The sequence below is a fragment of the Methanolobus sp. ZRKC5 genome (assembly GCF_038446525.1).
Taxonomy (GTDB): Archaea; Halobacteriota; Methanosarcinia; order Methanosarcinales; family Methanosarcinaceae; genus Methanolobus.
Genome location: NZ_CP151792.1, coordinates 272221 through 290029 on the forward strand (window position 1 = coordinate 272221; position 17809 = coordinate 290029).

12 protein-coding genes and 1 tRNA gene are annotated in these 17809 nt (G+C 40.2%); 8 read left to right on the forward strand and 5 right to left on the reverse strand.

Annotation, left to right across the window (positions count from 1 at the left end; genetic code table 11):
- Positions 1-69: 69 nt before the first annotated feature.
- From WN948_RS01165 to ftsZ, 3 genes are all read right to left on the reverse strand, one after another.
- Positions 70-1542: a response regulator gene (locus tag WN948_RS01165; protein ID WP_342305142.1), complete on the reverse strand. Its 1473-nt coding sequence runs from the start codon at positions 1540-1542 to the stop codon at positions 70-72.
- 127 nt (positions 1543-1669) lie between these two features.
- Positions 1670-3151: a dihydropteroate synthase-like protein gene (locus WN948_RS01170; protein ID WP_342305143.1), complete on the reverse strand. Its 1482-nt coding sequence runs from the start codon at positions 3149-3151 to the stop codon at positions 1670-1672.
- A gap of 80 nt (positions 3152-3231) precedes the next feature.
- Complete coding sequence (gene ftsZ / locus WN948_RS01175) at positions 3232-4431, reverse strand: cell division protein FtsZ (protein WP_342305144.1); 1200 nt, start codon at positions 4429-4431, stop codon at positions 3232-3234.
- Positions 4432-4900: 469 nt separating this feature from the next.
- Between ftsZ and WN948_RS01180 the strand changes: the two genes are divergently transcribed.
- From WN948_RS01180 to WN948_RS01200, 5 genes are all read left to right on the forward strand, one after another.
- Entirely contained in the window at positions 4901-6649 is a 1749-nt protein-coding gene (locus WN948_RS01180; protein ID WP_342305145.1) for a site-2 protease family protein, read from the forward strand.
- A gap of 52 nt (positions 6650-6701) precedes the next feature.
- Positions 6702-7712 carry a potassium channel protein gene (locus tag WN948_RS01185; protein WP_342305146.1) on the forward strand — a complete coding sequence of 337 codons (1011 nt, stop codon included), beginning with the start codon at positions 6702-6704 and terminating at the stop codon, positions 7710-7712.
- Positions 7713-7717: 5 nt separating this feature from the next.
- Entirely contained in the window at positions 7718-8416 is a 699-nt protein-coding gene (locus WN948_RS01190; RefSeq protein WP_342305147.1) for a TrkA family potassium uptake protein, read from the forward strand.
- Between the two features lie 36 nt (positions 8417-8452).
- Positions 8453-9205 carry a sulfite exporter TauE/SafE family protein gene (locus WN948_RS01195; protein ID WP_342305148.1) on the forward strand — a complete coding sequence of 251 codons (753 nt, stop codon included), beginning with the start codon at positions 8453-8455 and terminating at the stop codon, positions 9203-9205.
- Between the two features lie 41 nt (positions 9206-9246).
- Positions 9247-9342, forward strand: a tRNA-Arg gene (locus WN948_RS01200).
- 349 nt (positions 9343-9691) lie between these two features.
- On the opposite strand, the gene pheT is transcribed toward WN948_RS01200, so the two are convergent.
- On the reverse strand, positions 9692-11314 hold the full coding sequence (pheT, locus tag WN948_RS01205) for a phenylalanine--tRNA ligase subunit beta (protein ID WP_342305149.1): 1623 nt from the start codon (positions 11312-11314) through the stop codon (positions 9692-9694).
- Between the two features lie 128 nt (positions 11315-11442).
- Positions 11443-12366 carry a UbiA family prenyltransferase gene (locus WN948_RS01210; protein WP_342305150.1) on the reverse strand — a complete coding sequence of 308 codons (924 nt, stop codon included), beginning with the start codon at positions 12364-12366 and terminating at the stop codon, positions 11443-11445.
- 284 nt (positions 12367-12650) lie between these two features.
- Here WN948_RS01210 and WN948_RS01215 point away from each other — a divergent pair, with 284 nt between their 5' ends.
- The 3 genes from WN948_RS01215 to rnhB all read left to right on the forward strand — a co-directional run bounded on the left by WN948_RS01215 (position 12651) and on the right by rnhB (position 17763).
- Positions 12651-14843 (forward strand): ATPase, T2SS/T4P/T4SS family, encoded by a 2193-nt coding sequence (locus WN948_RS01215; RefSeq protein ID WP_342305151.1) that lies wholly within the window; start codon positions 12651-12653, stop codon positions 14841-14843.
- Between the two features lie 16 nt (positions 14844-14859).
- A complete protein-coding gene (locus WN948_RS01220) occupies positions 14860-17043 on the forward strand; it encodes a type II secretion system F family protein (RefSeq protein ID WP_342305152.1) in 2184 nt (727 codons plus the stop codon).
- Between the two features lie 66 nt (positions 17044-17109).
- Positions 17110-17763, forward strand: a complete 654-nt coding sequence (gene rnhB, locus WN948_RS01225) for a ribonuclease HII (protein ID WP_342306513.1) — start codon at positions 17110-17112, stop codon at positions 17761-17763.
- Positions 17764-17809: the final 46 nt, after the last annotated feature.

Sequence of the window (17809 nt, forward strand, 5' to 3'; positions counted from 1 at the left end):
GACTTTTAAGCTGAACAGATTCAACTATGGAAAAACAAATAACAATAAAAACATTCCTGAAAAAGAAAATTAGATATCTTTTTTAAGAGTCAGCCAGAAGATACTACCCTTGCCCTCAGGGTTATCATCAACAGCTACGTGTCCTTTGTGCAGGTCTATAATTCTTTTAACAATAGCCAGACCAATCCCGGTACCACGTATATCCACTTTATGCAGACGCTTAAAACGTTCAAAAACAGAGGCTTTACTGGCATCAGGTATTCCATCGCCCTGATCTATAAAGCTTATCTTCCATTTATCCACCATATCGACAATATCAATAATTACAGTACTACCCTGTGGACTATATTTGATAGAATTAGATAACAGATTAACGAATACCCTCTCAATCATAGGATTGGCAACAGCATAGCATTCCTTTTCTGCTTGAATCTTAAGACCTATATTCTTGTCATGGACCTGATTCATAAAACCATTGACCACATCAGCCATTATCGAGTAAATGTTAATCTTCACAAAATTTATATCGTCCACAGATTCCAGCTTTGCCAGATGTGCCGCATCATCCACCATTGAGATCAGTTTTCCTGTGGCTTCATTAATATTTTCAAGCAACTCTTTCTTATAATCATCAGACTCCATTTCAGAGAGTAATTCTGTAAAAGACTTGACAAGACTTAGAGGGTTCACCAGATCATGTCGCATAATATCTGTAAACAGTTCTTTCAAATCGTTTGAACGCTCCAGTTGCACAGCGTACTCTTTAAGCTGTTTTTCAGCTTTTTTTATTTCAGTAATATCTTCCCCTGATATCAAAATGGCTGTGGTGTTACCTGCATTGTCAAGCAATGGAGAGTCATACCATCTGAAAAGTCGCTCTTCACCAGTATTGATTATAACAGGAAATTCATGCTGTCTATATGGTTTTATCGTTCCTGATGCAAGACCATCGTAATGATTACGCACATCATTTACCGAACTGATAGGAACAAAAGACTCTATCCATTCACGATCTATCAATTTTTCAGAACTGTAACCCAGTAGATCTATTCCTTTTTTATTAATGCGCAGAATCCGGTAATCAAGGTCAAGTACTACAACAAGTACTCCGACATAATCAAGATAATGATAAGCTGTGTTTTTTTCCGTAAGAAGATCATCATGCATCTTTTTTATCCTCAGAAGAGAGGTGATCTTTTTATCAAGTTCGAACTTGCCTACGGGTTTCTTTAAAAATTCATCCGCCCCTACATCAATTCCTTTCTGATGATCAGCCTTACCAGTCAAAGCTGTCACCATTATTATAGGTGTGAAATCCATCTTGAATTCTTTGCGTATGGTGCGGCAAACATCATAACCATTCATGTTTGGCATCATTACGTCAAGAAGGATCAGATCAGGGCTCTCATTTTGAACTTTTTCAAGTGCATCCTTACCATTGTAAGCGGTTAAAATATCATATGTATCCCTAAGATAAACTGAAAGTAACTCAATATTTAATGGTTCATCATCTACGATCAGAATCTTGTATTTAGAAGACATAACTAAACACAATATAATATTACATTTATATAAACTTGCCTAGCTATATTGGACAAGCAATTCGAAAGAGGCACATCCACCCATTCCATTCGGCTTTTGCCTGCAAAAAAAAAGGAATTAACTGTTCCTAAAAAGCATCATCCTGAGAGTAACTTCTTCCCAGTTTCAGGGCCAACTCTGCTTTTTTGAGTTCCTGTCCCAGATAGGCTGCGTGTTCCATTCTTGAAACAAGTTCCATCTTAAGAATTGTGTCCATGACCTCTCTTGCACTCTTGCCGACAATGGATGCACTATCATGTTGAGCAAGGATACAGCCTTCTTTTTTCCCATGGATATCTGGAATTATGCTTATCACGATACTGCCTTTAGGGTCAAGAGTCCACATCTTGTTCTTTTCTGCCTGAACGAAATTACTTGGGAGAACAGAATCGGTACGTCTTCTTTTCTCTTTAATATCAATGAGGTCAATGCCGAGGTCCTTTGGAGAACTCTGACGTTCCTTTGAGAGCATCATCATCTGGGAAGCTTTCTTTAGTTCGGTGATGGAGCCCTGGGTCTTGTTGCTGTACTCAGGAGTAAAGAGGATGCTTGCACCCACATCTGCACCTATGCCACATAATGTTGCATTGACACCTGTTGAATCCGCATCAATAAGTTCTGTTACGTTGCCAACGCCAAAGAAGACAGGAATATCAGGGTTTTGTTTATGGAAATCCATATACCTGACAATTGAATCACCAATTCCGTGGCCTATCGGATCAAGGACCGGATCAGCAATGAGATTATTTACGCCCACTGAATGCGCTAAGTCGATGTTATTGACGAGGCTCTCAAAGCCCTCTCCGGGGTCAGGTATAACCACAGCAGGTACACCTGCCATAGCAATGTCAGCACCAATGTCACCAATATTACTGCTGTCAAGACTGAGCACAAGATCAATACCACAATGCAGGGCTTCTCTGATAAGTACTGGATCAAGGGTGTCAATACTCAGAGGCAAACTGGTGTTTTCCCTGGCAATTCCGATTGCACGCCTTACATCCTCATGAGTTGCATGCAGGGAAGCTCCAAGATCTATTATATCAGCGCCTTTCATCTCAAAACTACATACCTTCAAGGCAAGAACTTCAGAATCCAGGCCTGTGGCATCAACTACCTCAGCCATTACCTTCATACGAGAATTGCCACCGATTTTCAAATTCCCGAGTATCAGAGGGACAAATGCAGCATCTTCGAGTTCCTGCACTTTTTCAAGAGCCATCTCCCGCCTGACATCTGCGAGCAGTTCACAGGCAGGTACCTCTCTGGAAAATTCCATACCTTCTGCAAACGGAAGTACAAAACCCAGATCATAAGCATGTTTGGGCCCAAGGCGTATCTTGCATCCAAGTTCATCTTCAGCTTTTGCAAAATTACCGGACACAAGACCTGGAAGGAAAATAAGGTCGTAATCAAAACTTTGAACATGTTCTGCTATTGCCGCAAGCAGTTTACGAGGAGTAATGAATGCGGCTACTTTGGTATCAGCAATAAGCACGTCAGCAAGGTCATCCACAGCCTTGCTTACTGTCTGCTCAGCAAGTCTGCCCGTAGCTATCAGTATTTTCATGAATTGAAATAGTAATGAAAGTAAAAAAGAATAACTGCCAAAAAGGCAGGTCCGGTATATGCCGGACAAATTGTTAGGATTTAATGGATTATGTCTATTATTGAACCACCATTAGCACCGGTGTGCATTGGTTCAACAACCGGACGGCTTACTCTGTTAACAGATGTGCCTGCGCGCCTGTGTGAACGTGGTGCTTCGGATACACGATTGGAGACCGGTACACTCTCACTGGCAATATTACACTGAGGATGACCAAGTATCTGTGCTGACTGGACACCTGTCATGATAGCCATTACACGCACTTTACCTTCATACTCGTTGCAGATACGTGCGCCCCATATAACATTTGCACTGGGTGAAAGCTCGTATGTAAGTGATGCGGCAATCTCTTCAGCTTCTTTCAGACTTAGATCAGGTCCACCTGTGATGTGTACAAGACTGCCTGTTGCGCCTTTGTAATCAACATCAAGAAGTGGATGGTTGAGTGCTGCACGAACTACATCGTCACTCTTGTCCTGGTTCTTGCTCTCACCTACAAGCATTACAGCAACGCCACCACAGCTCATGATAGCTCTGATGTCAGCATAGTCGATGTTGATAAGAGAAGGCTGTGTAATCGTCTCAGTAATACCTTTTACAGTCTCAGAGATAATCTGATCCATAACTGAGAATGCCTGGTCTATTGGAAGGTTTGGAACATACTCAAGGAGTCTGTTGTTATCAAGTACAATAACGGTGTCTGCAGCACGGCGGAAGTCTTCAAGACCTTCTTCTGCCTTGACCGCTCTTGCTCTTTCAACTCTGAAAGGACTTGATACCATACCTACGACAATTGCGCCCTGTTCTTTTGCTATCTCAGCAACTACAGGAGCTACACCGGTACCGGTTCCTCCTCCCATACCAGCTGTAATGAAAACAAGGTCTGCATTCTTGAAGATCTCTTCAAGGGTGCCGCGTGCAAGTTCTGCTGCCTTGGCACCAATTTCCGGATAACCTCCGGCACCAAGACCACGGGTGAGCGTCTTGCCCACAAGGATCTTCTTGTCAGCACGGATAAGATCAAGGTGTTGCTTGTCAGTGTTTATTGCCACTGTTTCCGCGCCTTCGATACCCATGTTATAAAGTCTATTAATAGTGTTGTTACCTGCACCACCACATCCAACGATCATAATCCTGGGCTGACCAAGGATATCACTGAACTGGTCGTTAACTGCGATCGACTGGCGGTACTCTTTCTCTTTCTCTGTGTGTTTTAATGCTTCCTGGACTATTGATTGCACATTCATCCCCTCACGGATATGTTACATTTCGGTATAGTGTTATGGTTTTCAGTTGTTGCTCGAATATTACTGTAACCATGTATCAACGTTTATCAACGTTTTTGAATTCTGTAATTGCTATATTTCTCTTATTGTTTTTATACTTATCCTTTTATGCAAGTAAATAACTGATAACCAACGACAGCTTTGAAAGCCTGTCAAACGTTTCATATATCATCCTCGCATTAACCCCCTAAGAAAGGGACGGAAAGCAGACAAACGTCGAGTAGTACATTTAAGAAATGACATATATAAGTATATCCCATCGTTTTATTATATTTATGTAGTTTATATAAGTAGACAATTCAATAATTTACCCGTATCTAACTTGAAAAAGTATATATTTTGCAAGGTATAAAGTGACAAACATATATACCTTATAAAAAGAATTAGAACCATATTCGAATAACACTAATGCCGGAGATTTTTTTTGGACGGAACAAATATTGCATTAACACTCTTTTTTCTTTACTGGATAGCCGTAATAATACTTGACAGGAAAGGAATATTGAAAAAGTATAATATCAGCACTTACGGACCTGTCCTTATGATAAGGACAACACACGGGTTGAAACTTCTGGACAAACTTGCAGTTCCAAAGAAAGCATGGAGAGTCTATGCAGATATAGGCATCAGACTGATGTTCATTGGAATGATAGCAATGTTTCTTGTTATCATATTGTCCGACATTGCAATGATAGCTTCCATTGGAAGTAATTCAATGCCGGAGCCAAGTAAATTCAACGAGGCAAGAAACATTTTCCTCATACCCGGCGTCAACGAATTCATACCATTGACATGGGGCATAATTGCACTTGTTGTTACTCTTATAGTACATGAGTTCTCACATGCCATACTCTGCCGCGTTGAGGACATAAGGGTCAAATCCATGGGAATCCTGCTTGCAGTCGTTCCGATCGGAGGTTTTGCTGAACCGGATGAAGAGGAACTTTTCGGCAAAAAGGAAGAAGAATACAGTGAAACAGATGACCCATACGGAGACCGAAGGCTTGGAATAGTCGTAGGCGACGATAAAGAGGAAAAAGTGGTCAGCAAAGTTGTCAAAAGTGATGAGAAAATTGCAAGCCGCAAACAAAGAGCACGTATTCTTGCAGCTGGAGTTATGGCAAACTTTGTTGTTGCACTTCTCGCATTCAGCCTCCTTTTCGGCCCGGTACTTGGATCACTTTCTCCACTCGGGGATACCATGGTCGTTGGCGTTCAGGAAGAAAGTCCTGCCTATGCAGCAGGCATTCGGGAGAACATGGTCATCACCCAGATAGATGACACTCAAATAAGCAATATCAATGATATGTTAGAATATCTTGATGGACTTGAAACAGGAACAAAAGTTACAGTCTATGCGGCATCCGACCGGAAAATATCCAGCTATGGAGCCGAGGTCATAGACACAGACATTGAACCGGCGGGCATACAGATACAGAGCATAGTCGATGATTCACCAGCGTCCGCTGCAGGACTTGAAGCAGGCATGAACATTCTGTATATAGATGACAGCCCAATACGCTCATACACTGATTTCAGAACCATAATGAATAACAGTGAACCAGGACAGGAAGTTATTGTGGAACTTGGGGCAGAAGATACGGATGGGACAACAAAGCATAATGTTACCCTGGCAGAACACCCTGATGTTGAGAACAAAGGCTTTTTAGGCGTTGTTACAAGTGTGGATGGTCAGGTTAAAACATCCCTTGGGATTGACGTGGGAGAATTCCCCGCCACTGCTTACCTTGATCTCTTTAAGAGCATACCTCAAATGTTAACCGGAATTGCAGGATGGCTAATACTTCTGGGACTGCCTATCATTGGTTTCGCAGGAGAGGGATTCCCGGGTTTCAGCGGAACACTGGCACAGTTCTACGAACCCATCGGATGGGCTGAACCTTTTGGAATAGGTGTATTCTGGCTTGCAAATGCTCTTCTGTGGATTGGCTGGCTGAATTTCTATGTAGGGCTTTTCAACTGCCTGCCTGCCGTACCCCTTGATGGCGGACACGTATTCAGGGACTACATGAACGCATTCGTGTTCAGGATAACAGGCAATGAAGAAAAGGCAGAGCATGTATCTGCACTGATAGCTGCAAGCTTTGCAATGCTGATACTTTTGTCATTCCTGTTCATGATATTTGGACCATACATCGTACATGGATTCTGACCACATCACGTAACTCAATAAAAAGGAGTTAAGACCTGAAGGTGAGAAATAGGTGAAAAACGAGCATCTCTGGCACATGACCTTGTTAAAATCAGTCACTGGAGCTCTTGCCATCATACTATTCTACATGCTTCTTTTTATAAGGATAATGATCTATGAAGGTCAGACCACATACGTAAACCTTTACGATGCTTTTTACTGGGTAGTCTCCACCCTTACTACTGTAGGATATGGAGACATTGTTGTAACCTCACACCTGGGTAAAATATTCTCAGTCTTTGTACAGTTATCAGGAATACCTCTTGTTTTCGGGATACTTTTCACCCTGATAATTACCTGGATGGAAAAGGTGATCCATTCCAATATACCTACCAAATCTTCAAAAAAACTTAAGGACCATATAATAATATGTGGTTATAACAGGCTTATAGAAACACTTATTGAGGAATTGAATGAGAATAATGTTCCATATGTTCTTATAGAAGAAGATTCGGAGCTGGTAAAAAATCTGCTCAAAAAAAATATTCATACCATATTTGGCTCTGTATACGAAGAAGAGACCTTAAAATATGCTAATATCAAAGATGCGCATTTCCTGATCGCGAACCGCTCAGATGAATTAAATGCAAATATTGTATTGACAGCCCGTAACATCAGCGATCTTAATATAATAGCCATAGTTGAAGACAGATCCAATAAAAAGTACCTTAAATATGCCGGTGCCACCAGTGTTGTTTCTCCAAAGGAAATGTTTGGAAGGTTCATTGGAAGAAAAGCAACTGATCCTTTTGTTAACAGGCTGACAGGAGCCACAGAGTTCTTTGAAGGCGTTAGCATTGTGGAATTGCCCATATACCCAAAAAGCCCCCTTGTAGGAAAAAACATGAAAAATGCAGCCATTCGGGAAAAAACCGGTGCCAATGTTGTGGGGATGTGGAAAGGTGGAAGCTTGACCTTTATTATCAAATCGGATGAAGTAATAAAGGACAATTCTGTTCTGCTTGCAATAGGTTCAAGTGAGCAATTATCCCGTCTGAAGAAACTGACACAACACATGGAGTGACAGGAATGGAAAATGCAACTGACAAAGGACATCTGGTAGTACTTGGATGCGGGGATGTTGGCAGGCGCGTAGTGGAAACTCTCAAATACGCCAAGATAACATTCACTGTTGTGGATTCTAATGTCCACATTTTTGAAAATGTAGACTATAACTATGTCGTGGGTAATGCAACAGAAGAAGAAATCCTTATACAGGCAGGCATTCCAAATGCAGCTACAGTTATCATATCCCTGAATGACGATACTGATGTCATGTTTGCTACACTCATCACCCGGGGATTAAACCCAAAATCCACCATTATAGCACGGGCAAATTCCTATAAATCAATTGATAAGATCTACAAAGCTGGTGCTGATTATGTTGCAGCACTCCCAATTGTTGCCGGTCAGATGCTTGCAAAAATGACATCTCGTTGCCTTCTTGATGTTTCATGTAAAAAAATGAATGAAGATATCATGTTATATGAAGGCATAGACATTGAGAAACACACAGTCACCAGCGATAAAGAGCTTGCAAATAAAAGTGTCGCAGACATCGACCTGAGAAATAAAATGGCATGCACCATAATAGGAATTGAAAGAGATGGAAAAATTATCACAGACATACTGCCATCCACAATAATATTGAAAGGTGATGTTGTTGCTGTTGTTGGCGGAAAAGAAGAAATAAAGATGTTCAAGGATAAGTATGTCAAGGCCAAGTGATATACAAAAAATTACCACCTTTACGGATAGTTGCTAATGGAAAACATAGTTCTTTTTCTTATAGTCTTTTGTGCATCTGCACTTTTTTCAATGATCGGACTTGGTGGAGCCATATTCTACGTGCCTTTCTTTTACTGGCTAAGTGGAGATTTTATCTCATCTGTCACCATTGCACTGCTTCTTAACACAATCACCTCAGGTTCTGCAGCCATCACATACATTAGAAAACAGATGGTTGATTTCAAAATAACAATACCTTTCATAGTTGTCACAATGATAGGAGCACTGATTGGAGCATATTTCACAATAATAATACCTGTAAATCTACTGCTTTTTATGTTTGCACTGCTTATGCTGATCGTTGGGGAAGAGATGATCTTTTCCAGAATTCAAAACGTGTACCACGGAAAACATATTAGCGGGGAAAAAAGATATGCGCTAATAGGCATCTGCGGATTGATTATAGGAATCATATCAGGTATGCTTGGAATTGGTGGTGGCACATTTATCGTACCCTTACTACTGATATTTGGATTTACTATAAAGCGAGCTGCAGCAAGTTCCGGATTTATAGTACTTTTTACATCCCTGTCAGCATTTATGGCGCATGTATCTTCCTGGAATCCTGACCCATACATGGTGGTGTCTGTAGTGATGGCATCATTTTTAGGAGCACAGTTAGGTTCTCACGTAATGCACGGTAAAATAAAGGCAGAAACACTTCAAAAGACGTTTGGAGTCGTGCTCCTGATAATAGCACTCAAAATTATATCAGGACTTATATTATAGAAACCTTTAATACAGGCTACAGCAATCAGTAGTTGCCTTATGGGCTCGTAGGGTAGCCAGGATATCCTGATGGGCTTCGATGTGACCTATTGGTCCGGAGATACCCATCGACTCGTGTTCGAATCGCGGCGGGCCCGTTCTGATCTATTTTTTAGTTATACTGCGAGAGCAGATAGCTAGCTTTGTTGATACTACACTGTGAACAATGAATTGAACGGATAGTATATCATATTGGAATATTCGAACAGTGATTTTATATAAAAATAAATGTAACTATTCAGCCTGATAAAAACGCTATCAATAACAATCTTGACAAAAAGTTGAAACGTAAATTTCATTAGGATCATTTATTTTGATTGTTGCTATTGATTGCTTTTTTGATTGTTAGATTGTTAGTGAGCAGACATCTCTATTTCGATGAAATCAGTACCAATAGGCAAATCGTGCCAGGCTGAATAGTTACAAATAAAAAAGAAAATGACAGACCTACTGGTCTATCAGATCGATCTCAAATCCTACAATAGGTTGTCCAAGGCCAAAGTTGACTATTACCTGTGGGAACAGTTCTCCCATGACACCTATCTTTTTACCATTAACGATTATATCAGCCCTCCTGCCTTCCATGAAAGCAGGGTCATCTGATTCAGTAATTTCATATTCCACAAGACGTTCACGCATCAGGGCATCCACAAGTTCCCTTATTTCCGTAAAATTTGCCTGAGGACTAATGGAAACAGCTGCAAGATGCAGACCATTATTACCATTGATCACAACATCACCAGCTTCAAAAATACGTTGTGGCAGTTCTCTGTGCTGGTTCATGGAAAGAATTTCGAGCAGGTTTGGCAATATGGTCGTTCTGACCATGGTCTGGTCCTCACTTATTGGATGTAGGACGTATGTGACATCATCCGTCTTTTCCCTGCACATCCATTCGAAGTGAACCTTCTCGCTTGTAAGAGTGAACGGCATTACCTGTAAATAGCCAAGCCCGGTCATTATTTCACGCATATCAGAACTTATGTCAGATATGCTGTGAGATTTGCCCACTGTGGCATTCATTGGAAATACTGCAGGTATCTTCTCAAAACCATATCCTACTGCGATATCTTCAATGATGTCAGAATTATCCAGAATATCAGCACGGTAACGGGGAATCATGACCTCAATACAATCATTTTCAAGTTCCTTTGCACCAAATCCCATTCTGTTAAGCTGTTTTATTATCTCAGCAACAGGAAGTTCCATACCAATGAGCCCATCTATCTCGGACCTGCTTAGTACCTTTTTAGCAGGACTAAGGTCCAGCGGAATGGATTCTGTGCCATCGGCATTTACCACTTTCACGTACTCGATCTGGCCACCACGCTCTGCAAGTGCAGTTGTCACAATATTGAGTGCAGTATAAACCTCGTTGCTCAAACCGGTAACATCGACCAGAAGATCTGTGGTCTGTTCAGTGACCATTGTGAGAGTACCATTAATGATCGGCGGGAAAGAAAGAACATTATCATTGGCATCAAGTATCAGAGGATACTTATCAAAATCATCAAGTATATGTGCAAAACGTGTGCCTTTTGGATGCTTCTCAAGTATTTCCTTCATTGACATTGGTTCTGTGAAGTCAAGAGGAACAAAGCTGAACTCAGGGTCTGCTGCAACATAGCGGAAAGGAGCCTGAACTTTTGAAAGGTCATGTACACCTATAGACACCTTTTTACGGTCACGTCCAAGTCCCCAGTGAAGGGACTCCTGAAGGTCCATAAGAGTCTTTATGGCACTGGAACTGAAATTAACACCCCTGACAATAGCACAGCCAAATATAGGGCGGACAGAATCAATGTCCTTGTCTTTTGTGATCTCAACAGTGTATGGCTTTACCTCATATTCACAAAAACCGGTTTCAATGTCCAGAAAACCGCGCATTGCACGTGCAACACCTTCAACACTATAAAGGTCCGGACGGTCAGGGAAGAACTCAATATCTATAGATTCTTCTTCTATGCGCTCGATATCTGCACCTATCATAGGCACGCGCTTAATTATAGTATCCTTATCTGTTCCTGTCAATTCTTCAAGGTCATTATATGGTAAGGTTATGATCGGCATCGGGTTTTCCTCTTTCCTTCCCTGGTTACTTCTAGCTATAATCTAGCAGAACATATCCAGCTTTACATTTAATGGTTTTGTTTAAATGCAGATTACAGCAGTAACGACGCCGAAATCAAAAATATTCCTCAGGCCATGATATTGAACATAGAAATTGACCGTCCTGCAAAGATAAGCACTGCCCACATAATGGGTTCACACGCTGCAAAGACATAGGATGAATAATTTTTCTTTGATTCCATTACTCTATCAATATAAGTGACAGCATAGTAGAACATGGGCATGATGGCCAGTGTAAAGAACGGAAGCAAGCCCAGAATTACGCATACAAGGACAAAAACGATCGATACGAAATTGATCAAACGCAAAATGGAAGTATAGGCCCTTTCCCCAAACAAAGCAGGAATCGTCAAAAGACCATCTGCAATATCACCCTCCACATCCCTTACATCAAAGAGGATCTGTATGTTCATCATCCTTATGAAAACAAAAAGTGCAAGCATCAATGCGCCATATGTTATGGGCAGAGAATAATAGACAAACAAAAAAAGTGCCATGAAAGACCAGACCAGAGAAACAAAAATATTCTTGAAAGCAGGTATCTTTTTTGTCAGTTTCTTGAAGTAACTGCCATAAAGAAGACCGAATATCAGAATGTTCAGACCAATAAGAATTGTAACTGCATTTGTAAATGTGAAAAGAACCAGAAACAGAATAACAGATACTATGGTAACTATGAATTTGCTTTTGTTCTTGCATTGAAGATACCGGGCTCGATCCTCATTTGTTAATTCATCTGAAGATGCACCTGCTGAATAGTCATATAAATAGATTGCATAGAACAATAGATAAGAAACAAACAAAATATCCCAGCTTATAGGAATCATAAAAATCGTGGCACATGCCATTATTACAGAAACAGAACCTGTGGCAAACAGATGGCCACCAAATACTATTTCTTTCCATAGCATACCTGCAAGCTTTGCAATGTTAGTATTAGTATTGTTAGTACCTCTAAATCGGGAACCAATGCCATGTACATTAAAACTCATGAAATCTAATAGATTTGTACATGCATGTTAAAACAATGAATATAATTATGCTTTTATAATAATATCTATGGACATTAAGCTTATATCAATGTACATATATACGTAGTTTAATATAAAATAACAAAGGAAACACAAAGTACCAGATCGGAGTTATAAGTAAAAACATGCGCCTGGTCAATACCCTTAACAACCATTATTAGTATAATATAAATTCAATATTTATCTAAATGATAAATCCCTTATTATTTCATAATAATCTAATTCATGCATCAAATGGTGAAAAAATGACTGATGCCCAATTAAACATTCCTGAAAAAAATCATTCTGAAAATGGCAATAAAACTGACAATCCAGAGGAAACATCAGATAATAAAATGCCGCAAAATGAAGACCCAGCAGCAAAAGAAAACGGGGATAAAGTTGATGCTATTCAGGATGACGAATTGCATGATAATGAAGCATCCGATGAGGAAATTGATAGTGTGGATATTCTAAAAGAGATCTCAAAAATAAAAGAATCGGAAGAGAAATTCGAAAAGGATTTTGCACACATCCTTGAGAAAAAAGAAAACAATCCGGATTCTGAAAAAGGTGATCAAGACCAGGGTTCATCGATTGAAGACGATGTAAAAAGCGAAGATATAGGAGACGAAGAAATTGGAATATTACTTCCAAGATCACCTAACTTTGGACCTCAAAAAAGTACAAAACCCGGTGTTAAAAAAGACAATCTGATATCATTTGAGGAAGTGGAAGACAAAATTCCAGAGCCTTTAACTAAAGAAAAGGAAATAATTACTACTTCTACTGAAGAAGAAAAAGCAGATATAACCTTAGAAGAAGCAGATGAGATAACTCCTGACGTTGCTGAGGACAATGAAGAAGAAGGCGAAGAAGCAGCTAAACTAAACTTTGTTGGTAAAATAAAAAGCCTTTTCAAAAGAACGGAAATAGAAGTAGAGCCTTATGACTCTGAAATACATGGACCTATTACAGAATTCAAAGGTATTGAAGATTATCAGGAAATCGAACGTTATTGGGTAAATGAACCATATGCTTTCATTGTTATATTGTACAATGAAGACAAAAACAATCATCTTTATTATATAGTTGAGCCGGAACTTACTGAATTTGAACATACTTTCCTTCTTGAAATAAAGGACCGACTGCGAGATGTACTACTTGTTGAAGAGATCGATGAAGATGATCAAAACAAGGAAAATGTTCTTGAATCAAAGATCAGGTCGATCATACAGGATTACACAATAGAGATCACACCCCCGATGCTTGAAAAGATCTCGTACTACATAAAAAGAGACTTTGTCAGATTCGGCAAGATAGATGCCCTGATGAAAGATGATTCCATAGAAGATGTGTCAGGTAACGGCCATGACGTACCTATTTTTCTATATCACAGAGCACATCAGAACATTCCAACAAATGTTGTTTATGAAGAAGATGCACTCAACTCTTTCATCATACAGATGGCGCAGAGAAGTGGGAAACATATCTCTGTTGCAGAACCGATGATCGATGCAACCATGCCGGACGGGTCAAGGATACAAATGACACTTGGGACAAGTGTAACTGCACATGGTAGTACTTTTACTATCCGTAAATTCAGTGACACACCTATCACTCCTGTTGACCTTGTCAAATGGGGCACCTTTTCATCAGAATCAATGGCTTACCTGTGGTTGTGTATCGAGAACAATAAGAGTTTGATCTATGCAGGAGGTACTGCGTCTGGAAAGACTTCTTCTCTTAATGCTGTTTCATTGTTCATTCCTGAAAAAGCCAAAGTAATTACCCTTGAAGATACAAGAGAACTCAAACTGCCTCATCCAAACTGGATACCAAGTATTACAAGAGATTCATTCACAGCAGATGAAAGAGGAGCTGTCGACATGTATGACCTGCTGAAGGCTGCACTAAGACAGAGACCGGAATTCCTGCTTGTGGGTGAAGTCAGAGGTAAGGAAGCTCTCACTCTTTTCCAGGCAATGTCCACCGGACACACAACATTCTCAACCATGCACGCTGACTCAGTAGCATCTGCAATTCACAGACTGGAAAATCCACCTATCAGTGTTCCACGTACCATGATACAGGCACTTGATATCATGAGCATACAATCCCAGACATATACCAAAGGTAAACGTGTCAGGAGAAATATCAAGCTGGTAGAGATCGTTGATATCGATCCGAATACAAGGAATATCAGGACAAATGATATCTTCGTATGGGATTCCGAATCCGATAGGTTCATCCGTACAGGTGAATCAAAAGCCCTTTTCGACATAAAAATGAGGCGTGGTTGGGGACAGGATAAGGTTAATCAGGAATTACATTATCGCCAGATGGTCCTGGAGTACATGGTAAATAATAATATTACTGACTTCCAGGAAATTTCGGACATTATTAACGCTTACCAGTCAACACCGGAAAAAATACTGAAGAAATTGAAACTGGCATAATTACTGGTGTGATACTTTGACAGGAATTAAAAAAACTTCAGATGAGATGAGCAAAAAGTTGCAGTTTGACACCATTTCAGCAGAGTCACCAGAACTTCAGGATCCAGTAAATAAAAATATGGATGTCGGTCAGAAAACAAAATCCAAAAAACTTAAAAAGAAGTTTGATGTTGATCATTATATAATAAAAACGACTGCCTATTTCCATATACTAAAAAGGATTCCCTTTGTACTGATAGGGGATAAAATTAAAGCCAAAAGAGCAAATTATCGGAACCTTCAAAAACAGTTGAATCAGGCACGTATACCCATCTCACATGAGATGTATATATCAAATGCCATTTTCTATTCTATTGTTGCAGGAATAGTTGGTGCTATTATTGGCCTCTTCCTTACATATACAGCTATTGTACTGGTAGGTTTACCAGATCAAATAACAAACCTTACTTTCAGCCCCGGGCTGGCCGCACTTCTTGAATATAAGGAAATATTCCTTGGCTTCCTCATAACCATCGTTTTCATGATAGGAATGAGCGGGCTGGTCTATGCTCTTTTCATGATATTCCCCGGATTCCAGGCAAGTGAAAGAAAAGGAAAGATAGACATGCAACTTCCCTATGCTGTTACTTTTATGTATGCACTTAGCAAGGGAGGAATGAATATCATTGATATCTTCAGGGCCATTGCAAACTCAGAAGATACATATGGTGAAGTATCAAAGGAAGTAGACTCTATTGTCAGGGACATGGATTATTTCGGTCATGATCTTAGAACAGCACTTTCCAATGCTTCCGAGATCACGCCATCTGACAGATTCCAGGACCTTATATACAATCTACTGACAGTTATCGACAGTGGTGGTAATATTCCAAATTACTTCCGCGATAAATCAGAACAATATCTTATAAAAGCAGAAGTTGACCAGAAAGGATTCCTTGAAACACTTGGACTTCTGGCCGAATCATATGTTACTGCGTTTGTAGCTGGTCCTCTTTTTATTATCATCATGGGTGTCATGATGGCAGTTATGGGATCAGGAACAACAACAATGGTATCCGCCATCATTTATGCGGTCCTTCCTGTTGGTTCGTTGATGTTTGTAGTGATGATCAGTATTATCACACCTACAGAATTGGGCGAACCAAAGCTGCTTCCAACCAATGAGACACTTGACCATGGAATACCAAATATTCCAAAAGATCTCGAGCAGATGTTTGATGAGAACGAAGAACTCATTGATGAAACAGAAGAAAAGGTCCGTGAAAGAAGCTACTTTGAAGGATTCATTAAGTCTAAAAAATCACTGGCATTGAAGAACCTATTGAAAAATCCACTTGCACCGATGTTTCATAATCCTTTGGCAACACTCGCGGTGACAATACCACTTGCCTTGCTTGTTGTTCTTGTGCCACTGTTCATGAATATGAATAGTCTTCGTAATCCTATAGTGCTTGTTGACTTTATTGATGATAAATTAGTTCTTGCATTATTCCTGGTCATAATACCACTTTCAATATTCCATGAACTGAAGGCCAGAAGGAAGAAGAAGCTTGAGAATGGTTTTCCAGATTTTCTTAAGAAACTGGCCAGCACCAACGAAACGGGTATGACCCTCAGAGATGCCGTCAGGCTCATGGCAAAGTCAGACACTGACTCATTAAGCAGGGAAATAAAAAAAATATGGCATGATATTTTCTGGGGACTTGAGATCAACGATGGACTCATCAGATTTGCAAACCGTTTGAGAACGCAGGTAATCACAAGATCCCTGTCACTCATAACCAAAGCTAACGAGTCCAGTGGTGACATTGGAGAAGTGCTTTTAGTAGCTGCAAGAGATGCGTCCTCTGAACAGGAAATGAAAAGAGAGCGTACCATGAGCATGATGATCTATATAGTCATTATTTACATATCGTTCATGGTCTTCGTTGGTGTCATATACGTCATCTCCACTACATTCCTGACAGAAATGGCAGAAGCAGGACAACAAATGGCAGCGTCCGGTTCAGAGGCAGGAGGATTCCTTGGAAACTTTGATCTTGAATACTACACACGCCTTTTCAAACATGCATCCATACTCCAGGGACTCAGTTCAGGACTTATGGCAGGTGCAATGGGAGAAGGCAGTGTACTATCAGGACTTAAGCACTCCACAATTATGATAGCCATAGGGTATACAATATTTACATTGTTCATTTGAACCTATGGCAAATACTTTTTTATGATTACCGGCATTGATATCGATAGTGGATCTCAGGAAGATATCATGAAGATAGCTGGAATAGATGAAGCAGGGAAAGGACCGGTCATAGGACCTATGTGTGTTGGAGGAGTACTGCTGGATGAGGACAAAACAAACACATTGAGGAATCTTGGTGTTGCAGACTCAAAAAAGATAAGTCTTAAAAAAAGACCCCAGCTTGCCGGACAGATAGAAAAATACTCAGAAAAGGTCTTTGTCTTTGAAATAGAAGCCGGACAGATAGACGAGCTTCGAAAACTCATGAGTATGAACGACATAATGGTCATTGCATTTTCAAAAGTCCTTGGACAGCTCCATCCTGAAAAAGCCTATGTGGATGCGGCTGATGTGAATGAAGAGAGATTTGGGAGAAGACTTCTTGAAGAGTACCAAAAGAAACACCCTGAAAAAGCTGCAAATCTGTCCATAATTTCAAAACACAAGGCTGATGACACATATCCTGTTGTTTCCGCTGCATCCATCGTAGCCAAGGTACGCAGGGACGAGTTGATAGAAGAACTCAAAAAAGATATCGGAGTGGATTTTGGCAGTGGTTATCCTTCAGACCCGAAGACGAAACTGTTCCTTGCAGAATGGTACAAAGAAAATGAAGAACTACCTGCTTTTGTGAGACATTCCTGGAAAACTGTAGACAATTTGATGAATAAAGAAAAATGAAAAAATCAAATGTCTAAAAAACGACATTTGAATATTGTAATTTCGG